Raw genomic sequence first — 23,674 nt, forward strand, 5'->3', positions numbered from 1 at the left:
GGGGGGCGCCGGCGGGCCGGCGCGCGGCGGGGGCGGTCTCGCGGCGCGGCGGGGCGGGGCCGGAGGGCGGGGCGAGGGGGGGGAGGCGGCCGCGCGGGGCTGCCGGAGGACAAGGGACCGCACGCGCGCGCGACGCGCCCGTGGGTGCTGAGGTGTCGCCGCCGGGCGCGCGGGAAGCCCAAGGGAGGGGACGGAAGAGGGCAGATGCCCCGCGGACGGCTGCGGGAGGCCGCGCAAGGCCCCGGAAGGCCGCTCACGTAGAGCGTTGCGACGGCAACCACGGGTGAGAACGATCGTGCTCCAATGTGAGGACGCGCATAGGGCGCACATCACGTACGACCGGACATAGGAGACAAGGCATCCCCGGGTGAACGGGACAGACGGCCCCGTCTGTCCCGTTTTGTCAGTTCCTGATCCACTACCCGGATTCGTACGTCACACCTTTGCCCCGGCATTTTGCGGCCGCTAAGAATGGCTCCCGTCGCTCGGCGCCGCCGGCTCTTCCGCCCGGCGCTCGTGGGAAGGACCCCCTCCCGCAGTCCGGAGAGCGACCTCCGCGCTACTCGAAGAGGTCCATTTCGCCATGCCCGCAAACTTCCGCTCTTTCCATAGTCGTGCGCTGACCAAGGCCAACGAGGTGCTGCGCGACCGTGCGCTGCCGAAGGCCAACGAGGCCGTCCGCATCGGCCGTGCGCTGCCCAAGGCCCAGAAGATCGCCGTCGCCGGTGCCGCCACCCTCAGCGCCGCCGCCATCGCCGTCCCCGCCGCCGTCGCCGGTGGCGGCCAGACGACGGTCTCCGCCGACGCCGCCTCCTCGGCTCCGGTGCGGATCAGCTCCCAGCCGGTCAAGGACGTCCACGGCGACATCACCGACCAGCTCGCGGGCAGCAGCGTCAAGGTGCAGGACATCGAGGCCCGGCAGCAGGCCGCCGCGAAGCAGAAGGCCGCCGCCGCGCAGCAGAAGGCGAAGGCCGCCCACCAGAAGGCCGCCGCGCGCCAGGCCCGGCAGGCCGCCGCGAGCCGGTCCGCGCACCGCCCCCAGATGCAGACGGTCGCCGCGACCAAGAGCTACCCGAACAACCTGGACGGCTGGATCCGCCAGTCGCTGGACATCATGCGGCAGCACAACATCCCCGGCTCCTACAGCGGCATCCACCGCAACGTGATGCGGGAGTCCTCCGGCAACCCCTACGCGATCAACAACTGGGACATCAACGCCATCAACGGTGTCCCGTCGAAGGGGCTGCTGCAGGTCATCCAGCCGACCTTCAACGCCTACCACGTGCCCGGCACGTCGTGGAACATCTACGACCCGGTCGCCAACATCACGGCCGCCTGCAACTACGCGGCGCACCGCTACGGCTCCATGGACAACGTCAACAGCGCGTACTGACCTCGGAGGTCGGCGCGGGCCTCTGACGACGTGACGCGAAAGGGCGGCACCCCGGGTGTGGGGGTGCCGCCCTTCGCTGTCCGCGCGCGTCAGGTCCGCGTCACTTGCGCATGACCTCCGGCTCGTGGCGGCGCAAAAACCGCGCCACGAGGAAGCCGCAGACGACGCCGAGGGCGATCAGCGCGGCCATGTCGATGCCCCAGGCCGATGCCTCGTGGTTCCACAGCGGGTCGGTGCTGGTCGGGTCGTCGGTGTTCGGGGCGATGTCGTTGAAGTCGAGCGTGGTGCCGGCGGCGGCCACCGCCCAGCGCGAGGGCATCAGGTAGGAGAACTCGTCGACGCCGACCGTGCCGTGCAGCGTGAACAGGCAGCCGGTGAACACCACCTGGATGATCGCGAACATCACCAGCAGCGGCATGGTCTTCTCGGCGGTCTTCACCAGCGAGGAGATGACCAGGCCGACCATCATCGAGGTGAAGCCCAGCGCCATGATCGGCAGGCACAGCTCGAACAGCGTGGCGTTGCCGAGGACCAGGCCCTGCTCGGGGATCTCACGGCTGGAGAAGCCGATCAGGCCGACCAGCAGGCCCTGCAGCACGGTGACCGCGCCCAGGACGACGACCTTGGACATCAGGTAGGCCGAGCGGGACAGGCCGGTGGCGCGCTCGCGCTCGTAGATGACCCGTTCCTTGATCAGCTCGCGGACGGAGTTCGCCGCGCCCGCGAAGCACGCGCCGACCGCGAGGATCAGCAGCACCGTGGTGGCCGTGCCGTTCGGCACGTGCACACCCGTCTTCGGGTTGACCGGGTTGACCAGCAGGCCCTTGTCGTGCTCGATGAGCAGGCTGACCGCGCCGAGCACGGCCGGCAGGATCACCGTCAGCGCCAGGAAGCCCTTGTCGGAGGCGATCACCGCCACGTACCGCCGGATCAGGGTCAGCAGCTGCGAGCCCCAGCCCTGCGGTTTGGGCGGCCTGATGGCCTGCGGCGGGGGCATGTGCACCGACTGCGGGGCGACGGCGTCGATCTCCGCGGCGTACATCTGGTAGTGCTGCGAGCCCTTCCAGCGGCCGGCCCAGTCGTAGTCGCGGTAGTTCTCGAAGGCGGAGAAGACGTCGGCCCAGCTGTCGTAGCCGAAGAAGTTCAGCGCCTCCTCGGGCGGGCCGAAGTAGGCGACGGAGCCGCCCGGCGCCATCACGAGCAGCTTGTCGCACAGCGCCAGCTCGGCCACGGAGTGGGTGACGACGAGGACGGTGCGGCCGTCGTCGGCCAGGCCGCGCAGCAGCTGCATGACGTCGCGGTCCATGCCCGGGTCGAGGCCGGACGTCGGCTCGTCCAGGAAGATCAGCGAGGGCTTGGTGAGCAGTTCCAGGGCGACCGAGACGCGCTTGCGCTGGCCGCCGGAGAGTGAGGTGACCTTCTTGTCCTTGTGGATGTCGAGCTTCAACTCGCGCAGCACCTCGTCGATGCGGGCGTTGCGCTCGGCGGCCGTGGTGTCCGCCGGGAAACGCAGCTTCGCCGCGTACTTCAGGGCGCGTTTGACGCTCAGTTCCTTGTGCAGGATGTCGTCCTGCGGCACCAGGCCGATGCGCTGGCGCAGTTCGGCGAACTGCTTGTACAGGTTCCGGTTGTCGTAGAGGACTTCGCCCTGGTCGGCGGGGCGGTAACCGGTGAGCGCCTTGAGCAGCGTCGACTTGCCCGAGCCGGACGGGCCGATGACCGCGATCAGCGACTTCTCCGGCACGCCGAAGGAGACGTCCTTGAGGATCTGCTTGCCGCCGTCCACGGTCACGGTCAGGTGGCGGGCGGAGAAGGACACCTCACCGGTGTCGACGAACTCCTCCAGCCGGTCGCCGACGATCCGGAACGTCGAGTGGCCGACGCCGACGATGTCGGTCGGACCGAGCGTCGCCGAGCCGCCCTTGGGGATCGGCTGGCCGTTGACGTACGTGCCGTTGTGCGAGCCGAGGTCGCGGATCTCCAAGCGGCCGTCGGGCGCGGCGTGGAACTCCGCGTGGTGGCGGGAGACCTGGAGGTCGGAGACCACCAGATCGTTCTCCAGGGCACGGCCGATGCGCATCACGCGGCCGAGCGAGAACTGGTGGAACGTCGTCGGGCTGCGGTCGCCGTGGACCGGCGGCGCGCCCGCGCCGTCGGCGGGACCCTGCTGCGCCGGGATCGACGGCGCCTGCGGGGCCTGCTGCTGCGGCTGGTGCTGCCAACTCTGCTGGGCCGCCTGCGCGTTGACGGCGTGCGCCGCGGCGGACGGTGCCTGAGCGGCCGGGGCCTGCGCGGGCTGCGGGTGCGCGCCCGGCGTGTGCGGGGCCGGCGCGCCCCAGCCGGGTTCGGCGGCCTGTGCCGCGTACGGCTGCTGGGGCTGTGCCTGCGGAGTGCCGACGGCGGCAGCGGCGGAGAGGGTCAGGCACGGGCCGTCGGTGGCGGTGCCGAGGGGGGCGGCCGCGCCCGGGCCGATCTCGATCTGGGGGACCCGCCGGCCCTGCACGAACGTGCCGTTGGTGCTGCCGTGGTCCTCGACGACCCAACCGCGGCCGTTGAAGCGGACCGTGGCGTGCCGCCAGGAGACCCTGGCGTCGTCGAACACGATGTCCCCCTGGGGATCGCGCCCCAGGGTGTAGGACCTGGACGGGTCGAGCGTCCAGGTCCGTCCGTTTGATTCCAGTACGAGTTCCGGCACTCCATGCCCCACTGAGTTGTCCCCCGAATTGCCCCCGTCGCAGGGAGTCTAGGGATGTCGAACATCGGGTGGAACTATTTCAGGCCCGGCCCGCTGACCGAAACCCGGGCCTTGTCATGAGTGCGTAACGCATGCTTCGGCGCTCGGCACCGACAAGGGCCTGGGCGGGTCCGGCTGCCGACGGTGGCGGCGCTGCCGATGCTGCCGGCCGAGGTGCTGACGGCGGTACGGACACCGGTGGAGGCACCGGGTCCGGAAGGCTCGCGGCCTGCGGGGCCACCGGGCTCGGGAGGCACACGGGACGCGTACGGCTCAGGGGCGACCCGTACGACTCGGTGGCCCCGCGCGGCTCGGAAGGTGGCCGCGCGGGGCGCTTCGCCGGGCCGCGCGGCCCGTACTCCCCCACTCCGTCGTACCGGCCGCCCGACCCGGCGACCAACCCCTGCCTGCGCCTGCCCGGGCCCCCGCGCACCCGAGGAGGCTCCGCTCGCGCCGGACGCCCCGTCCCGGGAGCGCCCCCCGGGACCAGCGGGGCGAGCCCTACTCCGTCGACGTGGTCGACATCGAGCAGGTCGTCACCCGTGGCCGGATGGTGCTGTGCGCGCTCGTCACCCAGCCGCCCGAAGGCCTGGAGGGCGATCTGCGGGCCACCGTGCACAGCTGGGCCGAGTCGATGAAGATGCAGGCGGAGATCATCTCCGGGCACGGCGACAACCGGCCGCGCGGTCTGGGGCGCTCCTTGGTGACCGTGCTCGGGCACCCGCTCACCGCGGAGGCGACCGCGCAGATCGCCGCGCGGATCACGAAGGCGGGCGGCAACATCGACCGCATCTTCCGGCTGGCGAAGTATCCGGTGACGGCGGTGGAGTTCGCGGTGTCCGGAGTGGCGACGGAACCGCTGCGGACCGCGCTGGTCACGGACGCGGCGGCACTGGGTGTCGATGTCGCGGTGGTCGCGGCGGGCCTGCACCGGCGGGCGCAGCGGCTGGTGGTCATGGACGTGGACTCCACACTGATCCAGGACGAGGTGATCGAACTCTTCGCCGCGCACGCCGGCTGCGAGGACAAGGTCGCCGAGGTGACGGCGGCCGCCATGCGCGGGGAGCTGGACTTCGAGCAGTCGCTGCACGCGCGCGTGGCCCTGCTGGCGGGGCTGGACGCGTCGGTGGTGGACAAGGTGCGCAGCGAGGTGCGGCTGACGCCGGGCGCGCGCACCCTGATCCGTACGCTCAAGCGGCTCGGCTACCAGGTAGGTGTGGTCTCCGGCGGTTTCACGCAGGTCACGGACGATCTGAAGGAACGGCTCGGCCTGGACTTCGCCCAGGCGAACACGCTGGAGATAGTCGACGGGAAGCTGACGGGCCGGGTCACCGGCGAGATCGTCGACCGGGCGGGCAAGGCGAGGCTGCTGCGCCGGTTCGCCGCCGAGGCGGGCGTTCCGCTGGCGCAGACGGTCGCGATCGGCGACGGCGCCAATGACCTGGACATGCTGAACGCGGCCGGTCTCGGGGTCGCCTTCAACGCCAAGCCGGTGGTCCGCCAGGCCGCGCACACGGCGGTGAACGTGCCCTTCCTGGACACCGTGCTCTATCTGCTCGGGGTCACCCGCGAAGAGGTCGAGGCGGCGGACGCGCACGAGGAGCGCTGAGGCCCCGCGGGCGTCCGCCGGGACGGCGGGCGCCCGGATCGAGGCGCCGACGATCACGTCGGTGCGCCGACAGTCAGGTCGGTCACGACCGTACGACGGCGGTCACGTCGGTCAGGGTACGACGGCTTCACGCCGGTCACGACCGACGGCGGCGTTCACCCCGGTCACGACCGTACGGCGGCGGTCACGTCGTCACACCGGCCCGTCAACGCGGCGCGGTCGCGTCGGTGCGCCGACGGTCACTCCGACGGCGCCCAGTAGTCGAGCAGGGTGCCCACCGACGGCTCCAGGCTCTTCCATGAGCCGTCGAAGGAGACGACGGCGAACGCGGCGGCCGGGAAGCCGCGGCGGCTCATCCGCTCACGGGCGTCGCCCTCGGCCGCGCCGGAGAGCACCTCGGCCAGCCCCTGCACGCCCGGGTTGTGGCCGATCAGGACGACGTTCTGGACGTCGTCCGGTGTTTCGTTGAGCACGGTGATCAGCTCGCCGGGCGAGGCCTCGTAGATCCGCTCCTCGTAGACGGTCTTCGGCCGGTGCGGCAGTTCGTGGACGGCGAGCTTCCAGGTCTCGCGGGTGCGGATCGCGGTCGAGCACAGGGCGAGGTCGAAGGAGATGCCGGTGTCGGCCAGCTTGCGGCCGGCCACCGCGGCGTCCTTGCGGCCCCGCTCGGCGAGCGGTCGCTCGTGGTCGGCCACTTGGGGCCAGTCGGCTTTCGCGTGTCGGAAAAGGACGATCCTGCGGGGTTCTGCGACGCTCATGGCTCCCAGCTTCGCATGAAACAGGCCACGAGGCGCAGGGAGTTGGCGCGCTGATCAACCTCTTGCCGTCCGGCTCGCCCGGCTAGCGCCTGAGCAGGTCCTGGGCGTGTTGCAGCAGCTGGGCGAGCGCGGGGCCGCCCGTGCTCGCGTGGGCGTGCGACGGGTTCATGATCAGGGCGAGCAGGATGACGAAGGCGAGGGCCGGCAGGGCCAGGGCCCACCACGGCAGCCTGCTGTCGACGCCGCCCGGGATCGCCGGGCCGGACCGGGTGTGCGTACGGGCCGGCATGCTCGCCTCCGTTGTCCTCGAGTGTCCTCGGGCCGCTGAGTGCGGCCCCATCTCGAAGGTACGTATCCGGCGAGCACCGGCCCATCCGGTGATCCACCTACTTGACCCTGACCCTGGCCCCCTAGGGGACAGGGGGGACAGCCCCACCCCCGGGCCTCAAGGCACGTGCCCCACAGGCCCGTGCCTCACGGACCGGGAGGTGGGTCCGGGCAGGGTCAGGGAGACACGATCATCGCGACGATGGCGATGACCAGGAAGATGGCGAAGAACGCTCCGAAGACGACGAGCATCTTCTTCTGCCCGTTCGGGGGGTTCGGGTCGAGCACAGGCTGCATGGCCCCAGTTTCGCACCCCGCCCCCGCGCCGCTGCGCCCGGGGCGCGGTTCGGCATGCCCCGGCCTCCCCCTCGCCTCACGCCCGTGCGCCCGAGTGGCGGTTCAGCCGGCCGCTTCCTCCTCCACGGTGCGGTCGCGCCCGGCCAGGAAGCCGACCACCATCTGCGGGATCATCAGCGCGCTCATCAGCGCGATCGGCACGCCCCAGCCGCCGCTGCTCTGGTACAGCACGCCGACGAGCAGCGGGCCCGGGATGGAGATCAGGTAGCCGGTGCTCTGCGCGAACGCCGACAGCTGGGCCACGCCCGTGCCGGTGCGCGCCCGCATGCCGACCATGGTGAGCGCCAGCGGGAAGGCGCAGTTGGAGACGCCGAGGAGCAGCGCCCAGGCCCAGGCGCCGCCGGCCGGTGCGAAGTACAGTCCGGCGTATCCGGCGAGGCCGCAGACGCCGAGCACCAGCACGATGGGGCCCTGGTGGGGCAGCCGGGTGGCCACGCGGGGGATGACGAAGGCCAGCGGCACGCCCATCACCATGGTGACGGCGAGCAGCAGTCCGGCGGTGCCGGCGGAGACGCCCGCGTCCCGGTAGATCTGCGCCATCCAGCCCATGGTGATGTAGGCGGCGGTGGCCTGGAGGCCGAAGAAGACGGCCAGCGCCCAGGCGGTGCGGCTGCGCGTGATCTTGAGGACGGGGGCCTGTTCGCCGCGTACGGCGCCCTTGCGCGCGGGCGCGGGCCGTGCGGCCGGCTCGCCCGCGGACGCCCCGCCTGCCGCCCCCTGCGCGGACTCCTGGACGCTCGGCGCGGTGCCCCGTTCCCGGACCAGCGGCAGCCAGGGCAGTACGGCCGCCACGGCGAGCACCGCCCAGACGGCCAGGCCGGACTGCCAGCTGCCGCCGAGCGCGTCGGTCAGCGGCACGGTGATCGCGGCGGCGATCGAGGTGCCGAGGGCGAGGGCCATCGAGTACAGGCCGGTCATGGACCCGACCCGGTCGGGGAACCAGCGCTTGACGATGACCGGCATCAGGACGTTGCTGACGGCGATGCCCGCGAGGGCGAGCGCGCTGGCCACGAGGAAGCCGGCCGTGTGCCCGGCGTAGGGGCGTATCAGCAGTCCGGCGGCGATGGCGGCCATGCCCGCGCACACCACCGCGGAGGGGCCGAAGCGGCGGGCCAGCCGGGGTGCCATGACGCCGAAGACGGCGAAGCACAGCGGCGGCACGGAGGTGAGCAGGCCGGCCACGCTGCCGCTCATCCCGAGGCCGTCGCGGACCTCCTCCAGGAGCGCGCCGAGGCTGGTGATGGCGGGCCGCAGGTTCAGGGCGGCCAGCACGATGCCGATCGTGACCAGCCGTAGCGTCCACGCGCGCGGGGCGGCCGTCCGGGGCTCGCCGACCGCCCCGGCGTTCCCCGGGGCGGCGGTCGCGGCCGGGGTCTGATGCTCGGTCGTGGGCCTCGTCGTCCGGGTTGTTTCCTCACTCACCATGGGGTCCATCATAGAATCATAGGATGATTGACTGTCCAGAGTGTCCATGGTCCGGGAGGCGGCTCCCGGCTCCCGCGTGCGAAGGTGTGCCATGCCCCTGAGCCATCCGCGCCGATCGGCGCTGTCCGAGCAGGTCATCGCGGCGCTGCGGAACCAGATCGCCTCGGGCGAGTGGCCGGTGGGCTCCCGCATCCCGACGGAGCCGGAACTGGTGGAGCAGCTCGGCGTCGCCCGCAACACCGTCCGGGAGGCGGTGCGCGCGCTGGCCCACAACGGTCTGCTGGACATCCGCCAGGGCTCCGGCACCTATGTGGTGGCCACCAGCGAGCTGGCCGGCGTGATGCACCGGCGGTTCGCCGACGCGGACCCGCGGCACATCGCCGAGCTGCGCTCCACGCTGGAGTCGGCCGCGGCGAAGCTGGCCGCCGAGCGGCGCACCGAGAAGGACCTCAAGCAGCTCGACGCGCTGCTGGTGCGGCGGGAGGAGGCGTGGCAGAGCGGTGACGCGGAGTCGTTCGTGGCCGTGGACGCCACCTTCCACCTGGCGGTCGTGGCCGCCTCGCACAACGACGTGATGACCGCCATGTACGCGGACCTGGGCGAGGTGATGCGGGAGTGGCTGCGCGCGGACGTCGGCGCGGAACTCAGCCCGGACACGCACATGGACCACGCCCGCCTGGTCGACGCGATCCGCACGGGCGACGCGGAGGCGGCCGCCTCGGAGGCCGCGAGCTACCCGTTCCTGTGCCGTCCCGGCCGGCCGGCGTTCGCGCCGCCCGCGCAGGACTGAGGCCGGCCTCCGCGCGGCACCTGTCCGCCCCGAGCGGCCTGAGGGAAACCCGAGCGGCGTCCGGGCAAGCGCGAGGCCCGCACCCCGGAGGATGCGGGCCCTGGAACGTCAGCCGCGTCCGGCGGCGGCGCTCACGCGCCGATGGCGTGCAGACCGCCGTCCACGTGGATGATCTCGCCGGTGGTCTTCGGGAACCAGTCGCTCAGCAGCGCGACGATGCCGCGGCCGGCCGGCTCGGGGTCCTTCAGGTCCCACTCCAGCGGGGCGCGGGTGTCCCACACGGAGGCCAGCTCGCTGAAGCCCGGGATGGACTTGGCGGCCATGGAGCCGAGCGGGCCCGCGGAGATCAGGTTGCAGCGGATGTTCTGCTTGCCCAGGTCGCGGGCGATGTAGCGGCTGGTGGCCTCCAGCGCGGCCTTGGCCGGGCCCATCCAGTCGTACTGCGGCCAGGCGAACTGCGCGTCGAAGGTGAGGCCGACGACCGAGCCGCCGTTCTGCATCAGCGGCAGGCAGGCCATGGTCAGCGACTTCAGGGAGTACGCCGAGACGTGCATGGCCGTGGCGACCGACTCGAACGGCGTGTTCAGGAAGTTGCCGCCGAGCGCGTCCTGCGGGGCGAAGCCGATGGAGTGCACGACGCCGTCGAGGCCGCCCAGCTCCTCGCCGACGACGTCGGCCAGCCGGCCCAGGTGCTCGTCGTTGGTGACGTCCAGCTCGATGACCTTGGTGGGCCTCGGCAGCTTCTTGGCGATGCGCTCGGTCAGCGTGGGCCGCGGGAAGGCGGTCAGGATGACCTCGGCTCCCTGCTCCTGGGCGAGCTTCGCGGCGTGGAAGGCGATGGAGGACTCCGTCAGCACACCTGTGATCAGGACGCGCTTGCCCTCGAGGATTCCGCTCATGGTGATCAGTGACCCATTCCCAGTCCGCCGTCAACGGGAATGACGGCTCCAGTGATGTACGAGGCGTCGTCCGAGGCGAGCCACCGCACCGCGGCGGCGATCTCCTCCGGCTTGGCGTACCGGCCGAGCGGCACCTGCGACACGATGTTCTCGCGCTGCTCGTCGCTGAGCGCCCGCGTCATGTCCGTGTCGACGAAACCGGGTGCGACGACGTTGAAGGTGATGTTGCGCGAGCCCAGCTCACGGGCGAGGGAGCGCGCGAAGCCGACGAGGCCGGCCTTGGAGGCGGCGTAGTTGGCCTGCCCCGCCGAGCCGAGCAGCCCGACGACGGAGGAGATCAGGACGACGCGGCCTTTCTTGGCGCGCAGCATGCCGCGGTTGGCGCGCTTGACCACGCGGAAGGTGCCGACGAGGTTGGTCTCCAGGACCGAGACGAAGTCCTCCTCGGACATGCGCATCAGCAGCTGGTCCTTGGTGACGCCCGCGTTCGCGACGAGGACCTCCACGGGGCCGTGCTCGGCCTCGATCTCCTTGTAGGCCTGCTCCACCTGCTCGGGGTCGGTGATGTCGCACCGGACGGCGAGAAAGCCCTCCGGCGGCTCCCCCGACCGGTACGTGATCGCGACCTTGTCGCCGGCGTCGGCGAACGCGCGGGCGATGGCGAGGCCGATGCCCCGGTTGCCTCCGGTGACGAGAACCGAGCGGCTCAACGGATCACCCCTTCGTAGCGGTCTCTAGTGTCCCGACAGCGCACCCGAACACCTCGATGACAGGCGGCGTCACCGAAAACCTATCGGTCCGCGCAGGTCGGCGGGGAAGCGGGCACCCACAGTGACGTACGGGCCGGGCTGTCGAGTCCCTACAGAAAACAGCGGACTCGGCGCGCAAAGGTGTGGTCCTCGCCGCCGCCCGCGCGACATGATCGGTCGGACTGGCGACGAGAGCAGGGAGAGCCCCGTGCCCCATACGATCGACGAGGCCTTCACGGCCCTTCCCCTACGCCCCCTCGCCGACGCCGCGCTGGCACGCGCGCGGGCGCTGGGGGCCGAGCACGCGGACTTCCGTCTGGAGCGGGTGCGCAGTGCCTCCTGGCGGCTGCGGGACGCCCGGCCGGCCGGGTCGTCGGACACCACCGACCTGGGCTACGCGGTGCGGGTCGTGCACGGCGGCGCGTGGGGGTTCGCCTCCGGTGTGGACCTGACCCTGGACGCCGCCGCGAAGGTGGCCTCGCAGGCGGTGGCGATGGCGAAGCTGTCCGCGCAGGTGATCAGGGCGGCCGGGTCGGACGAGAGGGTGGAGCTGGCCGGCGAACCGGTGCACGCCGAGAAGACGTGGATCTCGGCGTACGAGATCGACCCCTTCACGGTGCCCGACGCGGAGAAGACGGCGCTGCTGGCCGACTTCAGCAGGCGGCTGCTGGGTGCCGACGGCGTCGACCATGTGGACGCCTCGCTGGTCACCGTGCACGAGAACAAGTTCTACGCGGACACCGCGGGCACCGTGACCACGCAGCAGCGGGTGCGGCTGCATCCGCAGCTGACGGCGGTGTCGGTGGACGACTCCACCGGCGAGTTCGACTCCATGCGCACCCTGGCCCCGCCCGTGGGGCGCGGCTGGGAGTACCTGACCGGAACCGGCTGGGACTGGGAGGGCGAGCTGGAGCAGCTGCCCGAACTGCTCGCCGAGAAGATGCGCGCGCCGAGCGTCGAGGCGGGCGTGTACGACCTGGTGGTGGATCCCTCCAACCTGTGGCTGACCATCCACGAGTCCATCGGTCACGCCACCGAGCTGGACCGGGCGCTCGGCTACGAGGCCGCCTACGCCGGCACCTCCTTCGCCACCTTCGACCAGCTGGGCAAGCTCAGGTACGGCTCGGAGCCGATGAACGTCACCGGGGACCGCACCGCCGAGCACGGCCTGGCCACCGTCGGCTACGACGACGAGGGCGTCGAGGCGCAGTCCTGGGACCTGGTCAAGGACGGCGTTCTCGTCGGCTACCAGCTGGACCGCCGGATCGCGAGGCTCACCGGGTTCGAGCGGTCCAACGGCTGCGCCTACGCCGACTCCCCCGCGCACGTGCCGGTGCAGCGCATGGCGAACGTCTCCCTCCAGCCGGATCCGGCCGGGCTGTCCACCGAGGACCTGATCGGGAGCGTGGACCGGGGCATCTACGTCGTCGGGGACCGGTCGTGGTCCATCGACATGCAGCGGTACAACTTCCAGTTCACCGGGCAGCGCTTCTACCGGATCGTCAACGGGCGGCTGGCCGGGCAGCTGCGGGACGTCGCCTACCAGGCGACCACGACCGACTTCTGGGGCTCCATGGCGGCGGTCGGCGGCCCGCAGACGTACGTCCTCGGCGGCGCCTTCAACTGCGGCAAGGCCCAGCCGGGCCAGATCGCAGCCGTTTCCCACGGCTGCCCCTCGGCCCTCTTCAAGGGCGTCACCATCTTGAACACCACCCAGGAGGCCGGTCGATGAGCCCGCGTACCAGCAAGCCGCACGAGGTCGTCGAGCGCGCCCTGGCGCTGTCCCGGGCCGACGGGTGCGTCGTGATCGCGGACGAGCACTCCACCGCCAACCTGCGCTGGGCGGGCAACGCGCTCACCACCAACGGCGTCACGCGCGGGCGCACGCTCACCGTGATCGCGACCGTCGACGGCAAGGAGGGCACCGCCGCGGGTGTCGTGTCCCGGTCGGCGGTGACCGAGGACGACCTGGAGCCGCTGGTGCGGGCCGCCGAGGCCGCCGCGCGCGGGGCCGGGCCCGCCGAGGACGCGCAGCCGCTGGTCACCGGGGTGCCGGAGGCCGCCGACTTCACCGAGCCGCCCGCCGAGACCTCCTCCGCCGTGTTCGCGGACTTCGCGCCGGCCCTCGGCGAGTCGTTCGCGCGGGCCCGGTCCGGCGGCCGTGAGCTGTACGGCTTCGCCCGGCACGAGCTGGTGTCGACCTACCTCGGCACCTCCTCGGGGCTGCGGCTGCGGCACGACCAGCCCACGGGCACGCTGGAGCTGAACGCCAAGTCGCCGGACCGTACGCGCTCGGCGTGGGCGGGGCGCTCCACGCGGGACTTCAAGGACGTCGACCCGGCGGCGCTGGACGCCGAGCTGGCGGTGCGGCTGGGCTGGGCGAAGCGGCGGGTGGAGCTGCCCGCGGGCCGGTACGAGACGCTGCTGCCGCCGACGGCCGTCGCGGACCTGCTCATCTACCAGATGTGGTCCTCCTCGGGCCGGGACGCGGCCGAGGGGCGGACGGTGTTCTCCCGGCCCGGCGGTGGCACGCGGATCGGTGACAAGCTGAGCGAGCTGCCGCTGACCCTGCGCAGTGACCCGCACGAGCCCGGCCTGCAGAGCGCGCCCTTCGTGGTGGCGCACGCCTCCGGCGACGACCGGTCGGTGTTCGACAACGGGCTGCCCGTGCCCGCCGTCGAGTGGATCGGCGGCGGGGAGCTGCGGCACCTGCTGACCACCCGGCACAGCGCGGGCCTGACCGGGCTGCCCCTCGCCCCGTCGGCGGGGAACCTGATCCTGGACGGGGGCGGCGGCGGCTCGATCGAGGACATGGTCTCCCGGACCGAGCGCGGCCTGCTGCTGACCTCCCTGTGGTACATCCGCGAGGTGGACCCGGCGACGCTGCTGCTGACGGGTCTGACCCGGGACGGGGTGTACCTGGTGGAGAACGGCGAGGTGACCGGGGAGGTCAACAACTTCCGGTTCAACGAATCGCCGGTGGACCTGCTGGGCCGGGCGACGGAGGCGGGGCGCACCGAGAAGACCCTGCCGAGGGAGTGGAGCGACTGGTTCACCCGGGCCGCGATGCCCGCGCTGCGCGTCCCGGATTTCAATATGAGCTCTGTCAGTCAGGGCGTATAACCTCGTAGTCGGCTGTCACCCGACTGCCCGAAGATCATGTGCCGCATCTAGGAGACACGAGAACCGTGACGGACATCGTCGACGAGCTGAAGTGGCGGGGGCTGTTCGCCCTGTCCACTGACGAGGACGCTTTGCGCAAGGCGCTCGCGGACGGTCCCGTCACGTTCTATTGCGGCTTCGACCCGACGGCGCCCTCGCTGCACGTGGGGCACCTGGTGCAGGTGCTCACCGTGCGCCGGCTCCAGCAGGCCGGGCACCGGCCGCTGGCGCTGGTCGGCGGCGCCACCGGGCTGATCGGCGACCCGCGTCCGACCGCGGAGCGCACGCTGAACGACCCGGAGACGGTGGCCGGCTGGGTGGAGAAGCTGCGCCGCCAGATCGAGCCGTTCCTGTCCTTCGAGGGCGAGAACGCGGCCGTGATGGTCAACAACCTCGACTGGACCGCGAACCTGTCCGCGATCGAGTTCCTGCGGGACATCGGCAAGCACTTCCGCGTCAACAAGATGCTGACGAAGGACTCGGTGGCCCGCCGCCTGGAGTCCGACCAGGGCATCAGCTACACCGAGTTCAGCTACCAGATCCTGCAGGGCATGGACTTCCTGCAGCTCTACCGGCGCTACGGCTGCACGCTCCAGCAGGGCGGCAGCGACCAGTGGGGCAACCTGACGGCCGGCCTGGACCTGATCCACCGGCTGGAGCCGGACGCGAACGTGCACGCGCTGGCGACGCCGCTGATGACCAAGGCGGACGGCACCAAGTTCGGCAAGACCGAGGGCGGCGCCGTCTGGCTGGACGCGGAGATGACGACGCCGTACGCGTTCTACCAGTTCTGGCTGAACGTGGACGACCGGGACATCTCGCGCTACATGCGCATCCTGTCCTTCCGTTCCCGTGAGGAGCTGGAGGAGCTGGAGCGGCAGACCGAGGAGCGGCCGCAGGCCCGGGCCGCGCAGCGGGCGCTGGCGGAGGAGCTGACGACGCTGGTGCACGGCGCCGAGCAGACCGCCGCGGTGATCGCCGCGTCCAAGGCGCTGTTCGGTCAGGGCGAGCTGGCCGGGCTGGACGAGCGCACGCTGGCCGCGGCCCTGTCCGAGGTGCCGCACGTGAAGGTCGCCGAGCCGGCGCCGGTGGTGGACCTGTTCGCCGAGGTGGGCCTGGTGCCCAGCAAGTCGGCCGCCCGCCGCACGGTCAAGGAGGGCGGCGCCTACGTGAACAACGTCAAGGTCACCGCCGAGGACGCGGTCCCCGCCCGCGAGGACCTGCTGCACGGCCGCTGGCTGGTGCTGCGCCGGGGCAAGAAGAACCTGGCCGCGGTGGAGGTCACGGGCGCCTGAGCCGGGCGCGACAGGTGTGGCAGGGGCGGCTCTTCCCGGCGTCCGGGAGGAGCCGCCCCTGCCGTGTCCCCGCGCCGGGCACGGGGACTGGGAGCGGGTGGGCGCGACTCGCGTGCCCGAGGCCGTACGAGCCCGCCGCGCCGGGGCTCAGGCCCGTTCGCGTTGCTGTTTCCGGTGGCCCCACAGGGCGAGGTACAGCATGTCGCCGATGGCGACGATGATGATCGCGGCCACGATCTGGAAGATGTGCCGGCTCCAGTCGATGCCGGAGGTCTCCGCGACGCCGGCCGCGCGGGCCACGGCGTTGCCGACGATCGCGCCCAGCATGCCGAAGATGGTGGTCAGCCAGAGCGGGCTGTGCTGCTTGCCGGGAATGACGGCCTTGGCGATGAGACCCAGGATGAAACCTACGATGATCGCCCACAACCAGCCCATGGCTGCCTCCTCGTCCTTTTCGACGCGAGCTCAGGCCCAGTGTCGGCCGGGTGGCCCTACGCCGCATGTCGGGCACGTCCGTGCGCGGGGCGTGCCGGTGCGTGTGCGCCGGGATACGCAGGGACGTCTGCGCCGGGGTACGCGGGTGGTTCGCGCAGGCACGAAGGCGCCCCGGCCTCGTGGCCGCCCGGTACGCGGCGTAACGTGCGGGTGTGTGGGCCGGTGTCCCGACCGATGGGTGCCGGACGCGGGCCCGGGGAGTTGTCCGGTGCGGGCGGATGGTGGAATGTGATGCGGAAGCAGCATGGCGGTGGCAACGTCCAGGTGTTCCGGATCACGGGAGCCAGGACGGGCCTGCAGGAGGACGTGCGCGGCCGCCAGCGCCGGTACGTGATCTCGATGTCGATCCGTACGGTGTCGGTGCTCCTGGCGGTGGCGCTGTGGAACGTCGAACGGTACGTGGCCATCGCGGCCCTGGTACTCGGCCTGGTCCTGCCGTACATCGCCGTGGTGATCGCCAATGCGGGACGGGAGAACGCGCCGAAGCTGCCGTCGACGTTCGTCTCGGTGCCGACCAAGCCGATGATCACCGGGCCGCGCACCGAGGACGGAGCACCGGCGGACGAGCGCCGTGCGGAATCCGTTCCGGAGGACGTGGTGGGCGATCCGGCCGCGGGCGCCGCGAGCGGGGCGCGCGAGCCGCGCGAGGGGGCGTGAGCAGACGGCGAGCGCCGTCCCGGTCGGCAGGCCGACGCGGCAGCACAGGAAAGCTGAGATCAATCATGCTGTTCCGGTGCCGGGCGGCGGGTGACCCGTGACATACTTCGTAAGCGCTCCGCATCCCCCGTCGGAGCGACAGACCGACGCCGGGCAGCTCCCCCCGTGGCTGCTCGGCGTCGCCTTGTGTGCCGTGGCTGTGAGACGAACCTGTGAGTGACGAGACCCCGATCTGTTCCGCCAAGGGCTGCCGTGCCGCCGCCGTCTGGGTACTGGCCTGGAACAATCCGAAAATCCACACACCTCAGCGCCGTAAGACGTGGCTGGCGTGCGAGGAGCACCGGGAGCATCTGTCGCAGTTCCTCGGCGTGCGGGGCCTTCTGAAGGACGTGATCCTCCTCGAGGAGTGGGAAGCACCCGAGGGCGCCTGAGTCGTCCGGGCCGCCGAGCGCCGGCTGTCGGGGCGCGTCCGAGCCCTCAACCGCCGATCGCCGACATCGGGCGGTCCGGCTGGACGAACGACGGGTCGTCCAGGCCCGCCCCGGCCTTCTTGCCCCACATCGCCAGCCGCCAGATGCGGGCGATCTCCTCGTCCGGTGCGCCGGAGCGCAGTGCGGCGCGCAGGTCGGTCTCCTCGGTGGCGAACAGACAGGTGCGGATCTGGCCGTCGGCCGTCAGGCGGGTGCGGTCGCAGGCCGCGCAGAACGGGCGGGTGACGGAGGCGATGACGCCCACGCGGTGCGGACCGCCGTCCACGATCCAGCGCTCGGCCGGGGCCGACCCGCGCTCCTCGGCACCCTCCGGGGTCAGCTCGAAGCGGGTGCGCAGCGAGGCGAGGATGTCGCCCGCCGTCACCATGCCCTCGCGCTTCCAGCCGTGCTGGGCGTCCAGGGGCATCTGCTCGATGAACCGCAGCTCGTAGTCGTGCTCCACCGCCCAGGCCAGCAGGTCGGGGGCCTCGTCGTCGTTGAGCCCCGGCATCAGGACGGAGTTGACCTTCACCGGGGTCAGCCCGGCCTCGCGGGCGGCCCGCAGGCCCTCCAGGACGTCCCGGTGGCGGTCGCGGCGGGTCAGGGTCTTGAACACCTCCGGTCGGAGGGTGTCCAGGGAGACGTTGACCCGGTCCAGGCCGGCCGCCTTCAGGGCCTGCGCGGTGCGCTTGAGGCCGATGCCGTTGGTGGTCAGGGACATCTGGGGGCGCGGGGTCAGGGCCGCCGCGCGCTCCACGATGCCGACGAGTCCGGGGCGCAGCAGCGGCTCGCCGCCGGTGAAGCGGACCTCCTTGATGCCCAGGGAGGTGACCGCGATGTCGATGAGGCGGACGATCTCGTCGTCCGTGAGCAGGTCGGGCTTGGCCAGCCACTGCAGGCCCTCCTCGGGCATGCAGTACGTACAGCGCAGATTGCACCGGTCGGTCAGCGAGACCCGCAGGTCGGTGGCCACTCGGCCGTAGGTGTCGATGAGCACGTGGGCCCCCTCCCTCGTCACGGTCACTCGTGTTCCGTCACTTGTGAGCCTACGCGACGGCACCGACAGCGACACCGGCCCGATCCCACGACGTGGGCACGACCGCGTCGTAGCTCCCTACTATCTCCACGACGCGGCCGTGCCCCGGCGCCCTGCGCCGGGGGTGTTCAGTGGGCGCGGCTGCCGGTCAGGGCCATGCCTCGGTGAGGGCCGGTGCCGGTGCCGGTCAAGGGCCTGGCCTCAGTGGGCGCCGGTGCCGGTCAGGGAGCGCACCTCCAGTTCCGCGTACTTGGCGGTGTCCGGGGTCTCCTTGGACAGCAGCGTGCCGACGACGCCCAGCAGGAAGCCGACCGGGATGGAGATCAGCCCGGGGTTCTCCAGCGGGAACCAGGCGAAGTCGGCGTCGGGGAACATCGACGTGGGCTTGCCGGAGACCACCGGCGAGAACAGCACCAGGCCGACCGCGCAGACCAGGCCGCCGTAGATCGACCACAGGGCGCCCGCGGTGGTGAACCGCTTCCAGAACAGGCTGTAGAGGATGGTCGGCAGGTTGGCGGAGGCGGCGACCGCGAAGGCGAGCGCCACCAGCCCGGCGACGTTCAGGTCGCGGGCCAGGGCGCCCAGCACGATGGAGACCGCGCCGATGCCCACGGTCGCCCAGCGGGCCGCGCCCAGCTCCTGCTTCTCGGTGGCGGTGCCCTTCTTGATGACGTTGGCGTAGATGTCGTGGGCGAAGGACGACGACGAGGCCAGGGTGAGGCCGGCGACGACGGCGAGGATAGTGGCGAAGGCGACCGCGGAGATCGTGGCCAGCAGCACGGCGCCCCAGGTGGAGTCCACGCCGCCCAGGTGCAGGGCCAGCAGTGGCGCCGCGGTGTTGCCCGCCTTGTTGGAGGTGGTGATCTCCTCCGGCTTGATCAGCGCGGCGGCGCCGAAGCCGAGGGCGAGGGTCATCAGATAGAAGACGCCGATCAGGCCGATCGCCCAGATCACGGATTTGCGGGCGGCCTTGGCGGTCGGGACGGTGTAGAAGCGGATCAGGATGTGCGGCAGGCCGGCGGTGCCGAGCACCAGGGCGATGCCGAGCGAGAGGAAGTCCAGCTTGGTGGTGCCGGTGGCGCCGTACTTCAGGCCGGGCTCCAGGAACGCCGCGCCCTTGCCGCTGTTGTCGGCGGCCCTGCCGAGCAGGTCGGAGACGTTGAAGTCGAGCTTCAGCAGCACCAGGAAGGTCAGCAGCAGGGCGCCGGCCATCAGCAGCACCGCCTTGACCATCTGCACCCAGGTGGTGCCCTTCATGCCGCCGATGGTGACGTAGACGATCATCAGGAGGCCGACCAGGGCGACGATGCCGATCTTGCCGCCGTCGCTGGTGATGCCGAGCAGCAGCGAGACCAGGACGCCCGCGCCGGCCATCTGGGCCAGCAGGTAGAAGATCGACACGACGATGGTGGACGCCCCGGCGGCGGTGCGCACCGGGCGCTGGCGCATGCGGTACGCCAGCACGTCGCCCATGGTGTAGCGGCCGGAGTTGCGCAGCGGTTCGGCGACCAGCAGCAGGGCGACCAGCCAGGCGACGAGGAAGCCGATGGAGTACAGGAAGCCGTCGTAGCCGAACAGGGCGATGGCGCCGGCGATGCCGAGGAAGGACGCGGCGGACATGTAGTCGCCGGAGACGGCGAGGCCGTTCTGGAATCCGGTGAACTGCCGTCCGCCGGCGTAGAAGTCGGCGGCGTCCCGGGTCTGGCGGCCCGCCCAGACGGTGATGACGAGGGTCGCGACGACGAACACCGCGAACAGGGTGATGATCAGAGTGCGGTGCTCGCTCGCCTCGCCGGCGGCCAGGGTGAGTGCCGGGCTCATGCTCCGCCCTCCATCCGGGACTTGATGGCCTCGGCCGCGGGGTCGAGCTTGGCGGCGGCGTGCCGCGCGTACCACCAGGCGATGAGGAACGTGGAGAGGAACTGGGCGAGGCCCAGGACGAGGGCGACGTTGACGTTGCCGAACAGCTCGGTGCCCATGAAGCCGCCCGCGTAGTTGGACAGCAGGACGTACAGCAGGTACCAGGCGATGAAGGCGACGGTCAGCGGGAACGCGAACGAGCGGTGGGAGCGGCGCAGTCGGCCGAACTCCTCGCTCTCCTGCACCGCGACGAACTCCTCGCCGGAGGGGAGCGGGACCTGGGTCTTGGAGGGTGGCGGTGTTTCGGTGGCCACGTCTTCTCTCCTCGTGGTGCGGAACGGTGCCGGCCGGGACGCGGGTCACACGTCCACGCCCCGGTCCGGCGGTGGATGAGGCGCGGGGCTCGACGGAGGTCGGGCTCCCTGTCCAACGTCCACGGCGCCGCACGGGAACGGGTTCAACTCCCGGGAGTTCTTTCGCAAGCGGCCTGGACAAGTCATTGCCTACTCATTGCTGGCCGGTGAGGGCGCGGGATAGCTTCTGCCCAGCACGGCCGTCATGTCCCTGATCGCGCCACATCGCTGATCAGGTTGTGCCCCCGCGCCCACGAGCACCGCCGGCACCACTCACACCGCCGACACCGCGAAACTCACGGGAGACACATGCCCATGACAGCGTCTCAGCCGCGCGTGCGCCGCGCGCTCGCCCTTCCGCTCGGTATGGCCATGGCGACCGCCGTGGCGTTCCTGCCCGGCGCCACGGCGTCGGCCGCCCCGGCGGCCACCCCCGCCTCCTCGGCCTCGGACGCGGCCTCGCTCAGCTACGTCGTCAACGTTCCCCCCGGACACGGGGTCTCCTCCCAGGTGAAGAAGGCGATAGCCAAGGCCGGCGGCACCGTCGTGACGTCGTACGACCGGATAGGCGTCATCGTCGTCCACTCCGCGAACCCCGACTTCGCCGAGCTCGTCCGCAAGGCCCCCGGGGTCGACTCGGCGGGCGCCACCCGCACCGCCCCGCTGCCCGCCCAGTCGACCACCGACGTGGGCACCCCGCAGCCGCTGAGCGCGGCGCAGCTGGCCAGAGCCGGGGCCGAGGCGGCCGGCGGGCAGGACCCGCTGGAGCCGCTGCAGTGGGACCTGCCCGCCATCAAGGCGGACAAGGCGCACGAGAAGACGCTCGGCAGCCGGGACGTCACGGTCGCCGTCATCGACACCGGCGTCGACGACACGCACCCCGACATCGCCCCGAACTTCGACCGCCGGGCGTCCGTCAACTGCGTGTCGGGCAAGCCGGACACCACCGACGGCGCCTGGCGGCCCAGCGCCGCGGAGAGCCCGCACGGCACGCACGTGGCCGGTGAGATAGCGGGCGCGAAGAACGGCGTGGGCATCACGGGCGTGGCGCCGGGCGTGAAGGTGGCCGGCATCAAGGTCGCCAACCCGGACGGTTTCTTCTACACGGAGGCCGTGGTGTGCGGCTTCGTGTGGGCGGCCGAGCACGGCGTCGACGTGACCAACAACAGCTATTACACCGACCCCTGGTACTTCAACTGCGCGACCGACCCGGACCAGAAGGCGCTGGTGGAGGCCGTCCGGCGGGCAACGCAGTACGCGGAGAAGAAGGGCACCGTCAACGTCGCGGCGGCGGGCAACGAGAACTACGACCTGGACTCCCGCTCGATCACCGACCCGGACTCCCCGAACGACTCGACCCCCGGGGACCGGGTGGTGGACCCGCACAAGTGCTACGACATCCCGACCCAGCTGCCCGGCGTGGTCACGGTGGCGGCGACCGGCGCCAAGGGCGTCAAGTCGTCCTTCTCCAACTACGGCCTCGGCGTCATCGACATCGCTGCGCCGGGCGGCGACTCCACGGCCTACCAGAAGCCGGAGCCCCCGGCGACCAGCGGCCTGATCCTCGGCCCGCTGCCCGGCGGCAAGTGGGGCTACATGGCCGGGACGTCCATGGCGAGCCCGCACGTCGCCGGTGTCGCCGCATTGATCAAGTCAACCCACCCGCACGCGCCGGCCGCCCTGGTCAAGGCGCTGCTGTACGCCGAGGCGAGCCCCACGCCGTGCACGGACCCGTACGACATCGACGGGGACGGCAAGGTGGACGCGGTGTGCCAGGGCACGAAGAACCGCAACGGCTTCTACGGCTGGGGCACGGCGGACGCGCTGGCCGCAGTGACGAAGTAGGGCCGTCCGACCTGAAGGTTGATTCAGTCAATACTGCATCATGCAGTCATGACTGAGACGGCGTTCGCATGGTCCGCGCTGGGCGGTGATCCCGCCCTGCTCCGGCGGATCACCGTGGTGGAGCGGGAAGGCGCGCTCGGTGCGCGCCTTCCCGTACGGGAGTCGGCCCGCGCGTGCGTGAGCGCCTGCGCGCTGGCCGCCGCCGAACTGGCGGCACGGCGCCACGGCCTGGCCGAGGTGCCGGCGGTGCGGGTGGACGACGGGGCCGTGGCGACCGCGTTCACCAGCGAACGGCATCTGCTGGTCGACGGGCGGGCGCCGGTCTCCTTCGCGCCCCTGTCCCGGTTCTGGCGCACGGGCGACGGCTGGGTGCGCACGCACGCCAACTACCCCCACCACCGCGAGCGGCTGCTGTCCGCGCTGGGGCTGTCCGCGTCGGGGCTGTCCGCGGGGCGGATGCCGCAGGGTCGGGGGTCGCAGGATCCGGTGTCGCCGGGTCGGGTGTCCCTGGGGGCCGGCGCGTCCGAGGCCGCCGGGGCGCAGGCCGTGGGGGCGCAGGCCGCCGAATGGAATCCCGTCGAGGTGGAGGCCGTCGCGGCCGCGCTGGCCGAACGCTCCGCGTTCGACGTCGAGCAAGCCGTGTACGCCGCCGGCGGGCTCGCCGTCGCACTGCGCACGCCCCAGGAGTGGGCCGCGCACCCGCAGGGTGCCGCGGTGGCCGCCCTGCCGCTGGTGGAACGCGCCCGGCTGGACGACGCACGCGCGCGCGTGCTCCCGCTCCCGCCCGTCACCGGCACCCCGCTGCTGCCCGCCGCGGGGCTGCGGGTGCTGGATCTGACCCGGGTCATCGCGGGCCCCGTCGCCACCCGCACGCTCGCCCTGCTGGGCGCGGACGTCCTGCGTGTCGATACGCCCCGGCTGCCCGAGCTGCCCGACCAGCACGCGGACACCGGCTTCGGCAAGCGGTCGGCCGTGCTCGACCTGGCGGCCGACCGGGCGGCCTTCGAGGACCTGCTGGCCGAGGCCGACGTCGTCGTCACCGGGTACCGGCCCGGCGCCCTGGACCGCTTCGGCCTGACCCCGCGTGCCCTCGCCGCGCGGCGGCCCGGGCTGATCGTGGCCCAGTTGTCGGCGTGGGGCGGGACCGGGCCGTGGGCCGGGCGGCGCGGCTTCGACAGCCTCGTCCAGGTCGCCACCGGCATCGCCGCGGTCGAGGGGCGGCCGGGGCAGCCGGGGGCCCTGCCCGCGCAGGCGCTCGACCACGGCACGGGCTACCTGCTGGCGGCGGCGGTCCCGCGCGCGCTGACCGAGCAGTCGTACGAGGGCGGCAGCCGGCTGGTACGGCTGTCGCTGGCCCGGACGGCGGCGTGGCTGACGGCGAAGGCGCCGGGTGCGGACGCGGACGGGCCGGGGGCGGGCGGTGCCGGGGCGAACGGCACGGACAGCGCGGAGGGCACGGG

At 72.0% G+C, this 23,674-nt stretch carries 20 protein-coding genes and 1 pseudogene; 10 read left to right on the forward strand and 11 right to left on the reverse strand.

Going from position 1 to position 23,674, the window contains the following annotated elements; genetic code table 11:
* Positions 1-655: 655 nt before the first annotated feature.
* Positions 656-1,393, forward strand: coding sequence for a transglycosylase SLT domain-containing protein (locus GV126_RS08495; protein ID WP_419796042.1), 738 nt, complete (start codon positions 656-658; stop codon positions 1,391-1,393).
* Positions 1,394-1,493: 100 nt separating this feature from the next.
* Here GV126_RS08495 and GV126_RS08500 read toward each other — a convergent pair whose 3' ends face one another.
* On the reverse strand, positions 1,494-4,088 hold the full coding sequence (locus GV126_RS08500) for an ABC transporter ATP-binding protein/permease (protein WP_236569925.1): 2,595 nt from the start codon (positions 4,086-4,088) through the stop codon (positions 1,494-1,496).
* A gap of 541 nt (positions 4,089-4,629) precedes the next feature.
* Here GV126_RS08500 and serB point away from each other — a divergent pair.
* Positions 4,630-5,736: pseudogene (gene serB, locus GV126_RS08505) on the forward strand (phosphoserine phosphatase SerB); the annotation flags it as partial.
* A 239-nt stretch (positions 5,737-5,975) separates the two neighbouring features.
* On the opposite strand, the gene GV126_RS08510 reads toward serB, so the two are convergent.
* From GV126_RS08510 to GV126_RS08520, 4 genes are all read right to left on the reverse strand, one after another.
* A complete protein-coding gene (locus tag GV126_RS08510) occupies positions 5,976-6,494 on the reverse strand; it encodes a SixA phosphatase family protein (RefSeq protein ID WP_159664115.1) in 519 nt (172 codons plus the stop codon).
* A gap of 82 nt (positions 6,495-6,576) precedes the next feature.
* Positions 6,577-6,783 (reverse strand): hypothetical protein, encoded by a 207-nt coding sequence (locus GV126_RS08515; protein WP_159664117.1) that lies wholly within the window; start codon positions 6,781-6,783, stop codon positions 6,577-6,579.
* A 215-nt stretch (positions 6,784-6,998) separates the two neighbouring features.
* Positions 6,999-7,118 (reverse strand): SGM_5486 family transporter-associated protein, encoded by a 120-nt coding sequence (locus GV126_RS37150; protein ID WP_268977402.1) that lies wholly within the window; start codon positions 7,116-7,118, stop codon positions 6,999-7,001.
* A 102-nt stretch (positions 7,119-7,220) separates the two neighbouring features.
* The gene (locus tag GV126_RS08520) at positions 7,221-8,603 is read right to left on the reverse strand and encodes a CynX/NimT family MFS transporter (RefSeq protein ID WP_159664119.1); all 1,383 of its coding nucleotides are present in this window, start codon (positions 8,601-8,603) and stop codon (positions 7,221-7,223) included.
* Between the two features lie 91 nt (positions 8,604-8,694).
* Here GV126_RS08520 and GV126_RS08525 point away from each other — a divergent pair, with 91 nt between their 5' ends.
* Positions 8,695-9,393, forward strand: coding sequence for a FadR/GntR family transcriptional regulator (locus tag GV126_RS08525; RefSeq protein WP_159664121.1), 699 nt, complete (start codon positions 8,695-8,697; stop codon positions 9,391-9,393).
* Positions 9,394-9,524: 131 nt separating this feature from the next.
* On the opposite strand, the gene fabI is transcribed toward GV126_RS08525, so the two are convergent.
* Both fabI and fabG read right to left on the reverse strand, forming a co-directional pair.
* Positions 9,525-10,292 carry an enoyl-ACP reductase FabI gene (fabI, locus tag GV126_RS08530; RefSeq protein WP_159664123.1) on the reverse strand — a complete coding sequence of 256 codons (768 nt, stop codon included), beginning with the start codon at positions 10,290-10,292 and terminating at the stop codon, positions 9,525-9,527.
* Positions 10,293-10,297: 5 nt separating this feature from the next.
* Positions 10,298-11,002 (reverse strand): 3-oxoacyl-[acyl-carrier-protein] reductase, encoded by a 705-nt coding sequence (gene fabG, locus GV126_RS08535; RefSeq protein WP_159664125.1) that lies wholly within the window; start codon positions 11,000-11,002, stop codon positions 10,298-10,300.
* Positions 11,003-11,210: 208 nt separating this feature from the next.
* On the opposite strand from fabG, the gene GV126_RS08540 reads away from it, so the two are divergent.
* The 3 genes from GV126_RS08540 to tyrS all read left to right on the forward strand — a co-directional run bounded on the left by GV126_RS08540 (position 11,211) and on the right by tyrS (position 15,498).
* Positions 11,211-12,773 carry a TldD/PmbA family protein gene (locus GV126_RS08540; RefSeq protein ID WP_202035737.1) on the forward strand — a complete coding sequence of 521 codons (1,563 nt, stop codon included), beginning with the start codon at positions 11,211-11,213 and terminating at the stop codon, positions 12,771-12,773.
* The gene (locus GV126_RS08545) at positions 12,770-14,164 is read left to right on the forward strand and encodes a metallopeptidase TldD-related protein (RefSeq protein ID WP_159664129.1); all 1,395 of its coding nucleotides are present in this window, start codon (positions 12,770-12,772) and stop codon (positions 14,162-14,164) included. The genes GV126_RS08540 and GV126_RS08545 overlap by 4 nt, the downstream gene beginning before the upstream one ends.
* A gap of 65 nt (positions 14,165-14,229) precedes the next feature.
* Positions 14,230-15,498: a tyrosine--tRNA ligase gene (gene tyrS / locus GV126_RS08550; protein ID WP_028422750.1), complete on the forward strand. Its 1,269-nt coding sequence runs from the start codon at positions 14,230-14,232 to the stop codon at positions 15,496-15,498.
* Between the two features lie 147 nt (positions 15,499-15,645).
* On the opposite strand, the gene GV126_RS08555 is transcribed toward tyrS, so the two are convergent.
* Positions 15,646-15,933 carry a GlsB/YeaQ/YmgE family stress response membrane protein gene (locus tag GV126_RS08555; RefSeq protein ID WP_159664131.1) on the reverse strand — a complete coding sequence of 96 codons (288 nt, stop codon included), beginning with the start codon at positions 15,931-15,933 and terminating at the stop codon, positions 15,646-15,648.
* Between the two features lie 291 nt (positions 15,934-16,224).
* Between GV126_RS08555 and GV126_RS08560 the strand changes: the two genes are divergently transcribed.
* Complete coding sequence (locus GV126_RS08560) at positions 16,225-16,650, forward strand: DUF3099 domain-containing protein (RefSeq protein ID WP_185947531.1); 426 nt, start codon at positions 16,225-16,227, stop codon at positions 16,648-16,650.
* A gap of 212 nt (positions 16,651-16,862) precedes the next feature.
* The gene (locus GV126_RS08565; protein ID WP_159664135.1) at positions 16,863-17,081 is read left to right on the forward strand and encodes a hypothetical protein; all 219 of its coding nucleotides are present in this window, start codon (positions 16,863-16,865) and stop codon (positions 17,079-17,081) included.
* 46 nt (positions 17,082-17,127) lie between these two features.
* Here GV126_RS08565 and moaA read toward each other — a convergent pair whose 3' ends face one another.
* The 3 genes from moaA to GV126_RS08580 form a co-directional block, all read right to left on the reverse strand.
* Positions 17,128-18,117: a GTP 3',8-cyclase MoaA gene (gene moaA, locus GV126_RS08570; RefSeq protein ID WP_236570241.1), complete on the reverse strand. Its 990-nt coding sequence runs from the start codon at positions 18,115-18,117 to the stop codon at positions 17,128-17,130.
* 240 nt (positions 18,118-18,357) lie between these two features.
* The gene (locus GV126_RS08575; RefSeq protein ID WP_159664139.1) at positions 18,358-19,977 is read right to left on the reverse strand and encodes a monocarboxylic acid transporter; all 1,620 of its coding nucleotides are present in this window, start codon (positions 19,975-19,977) and stop codon (positions 18,358-18,360) included.
* Complete coding sequence (locus GV126_RS08580) at positions 19,974-20,330, reverse strand: DUF485 domain-containing protein (protein ID WP_159664141.1); 357 nt, start codon at positions 20,328-20,330, stop codon at positions 19,974-19,976. The genes GV126_RS08575 and GV126_RS08580 overlap by 4 nt, the downstream gene beginning before the upstream one ends.
* A gap of 354 nt (positions 20,331-20,684) precedes the next feature.
* Between GV126_RS08580 and GV126_RS08585 the strand changes: the two genes are divergently transcribed.
* Both GV126_RS08585 and GV126_RS08590 read left to right on the forward strand, forming a co-directional pair.
* Positions 20,685-22,214 (forward strand): S8 family peptidase, encoded by a 1,530-nt coding sequence (locus GV126_RS08585; protein WP_159664143.1) that lies wholly within the window; start codon positions 20,685-20,687, stop codon positions 22,212-22,214.
* Between the two features lie 48 nt (positions 22,215-22,262).
* Positions 22,263-23,674 (forward strand): CoA transferase (locus GV126_RS08590; RefSeq protein WP_159664145.1); only part of this gene is annotated, 1,412 nt, incomplete at its 3' end.

This window comes from Streptomyces mexicanus (genome assembly GCF_902506575.1).
Lineage (GTDB): Bacteria > Actinomycetota > Actinomycetes > Streptomycetales > Streptomycetaceae > Streptomyces > Streptomyces mexicanus.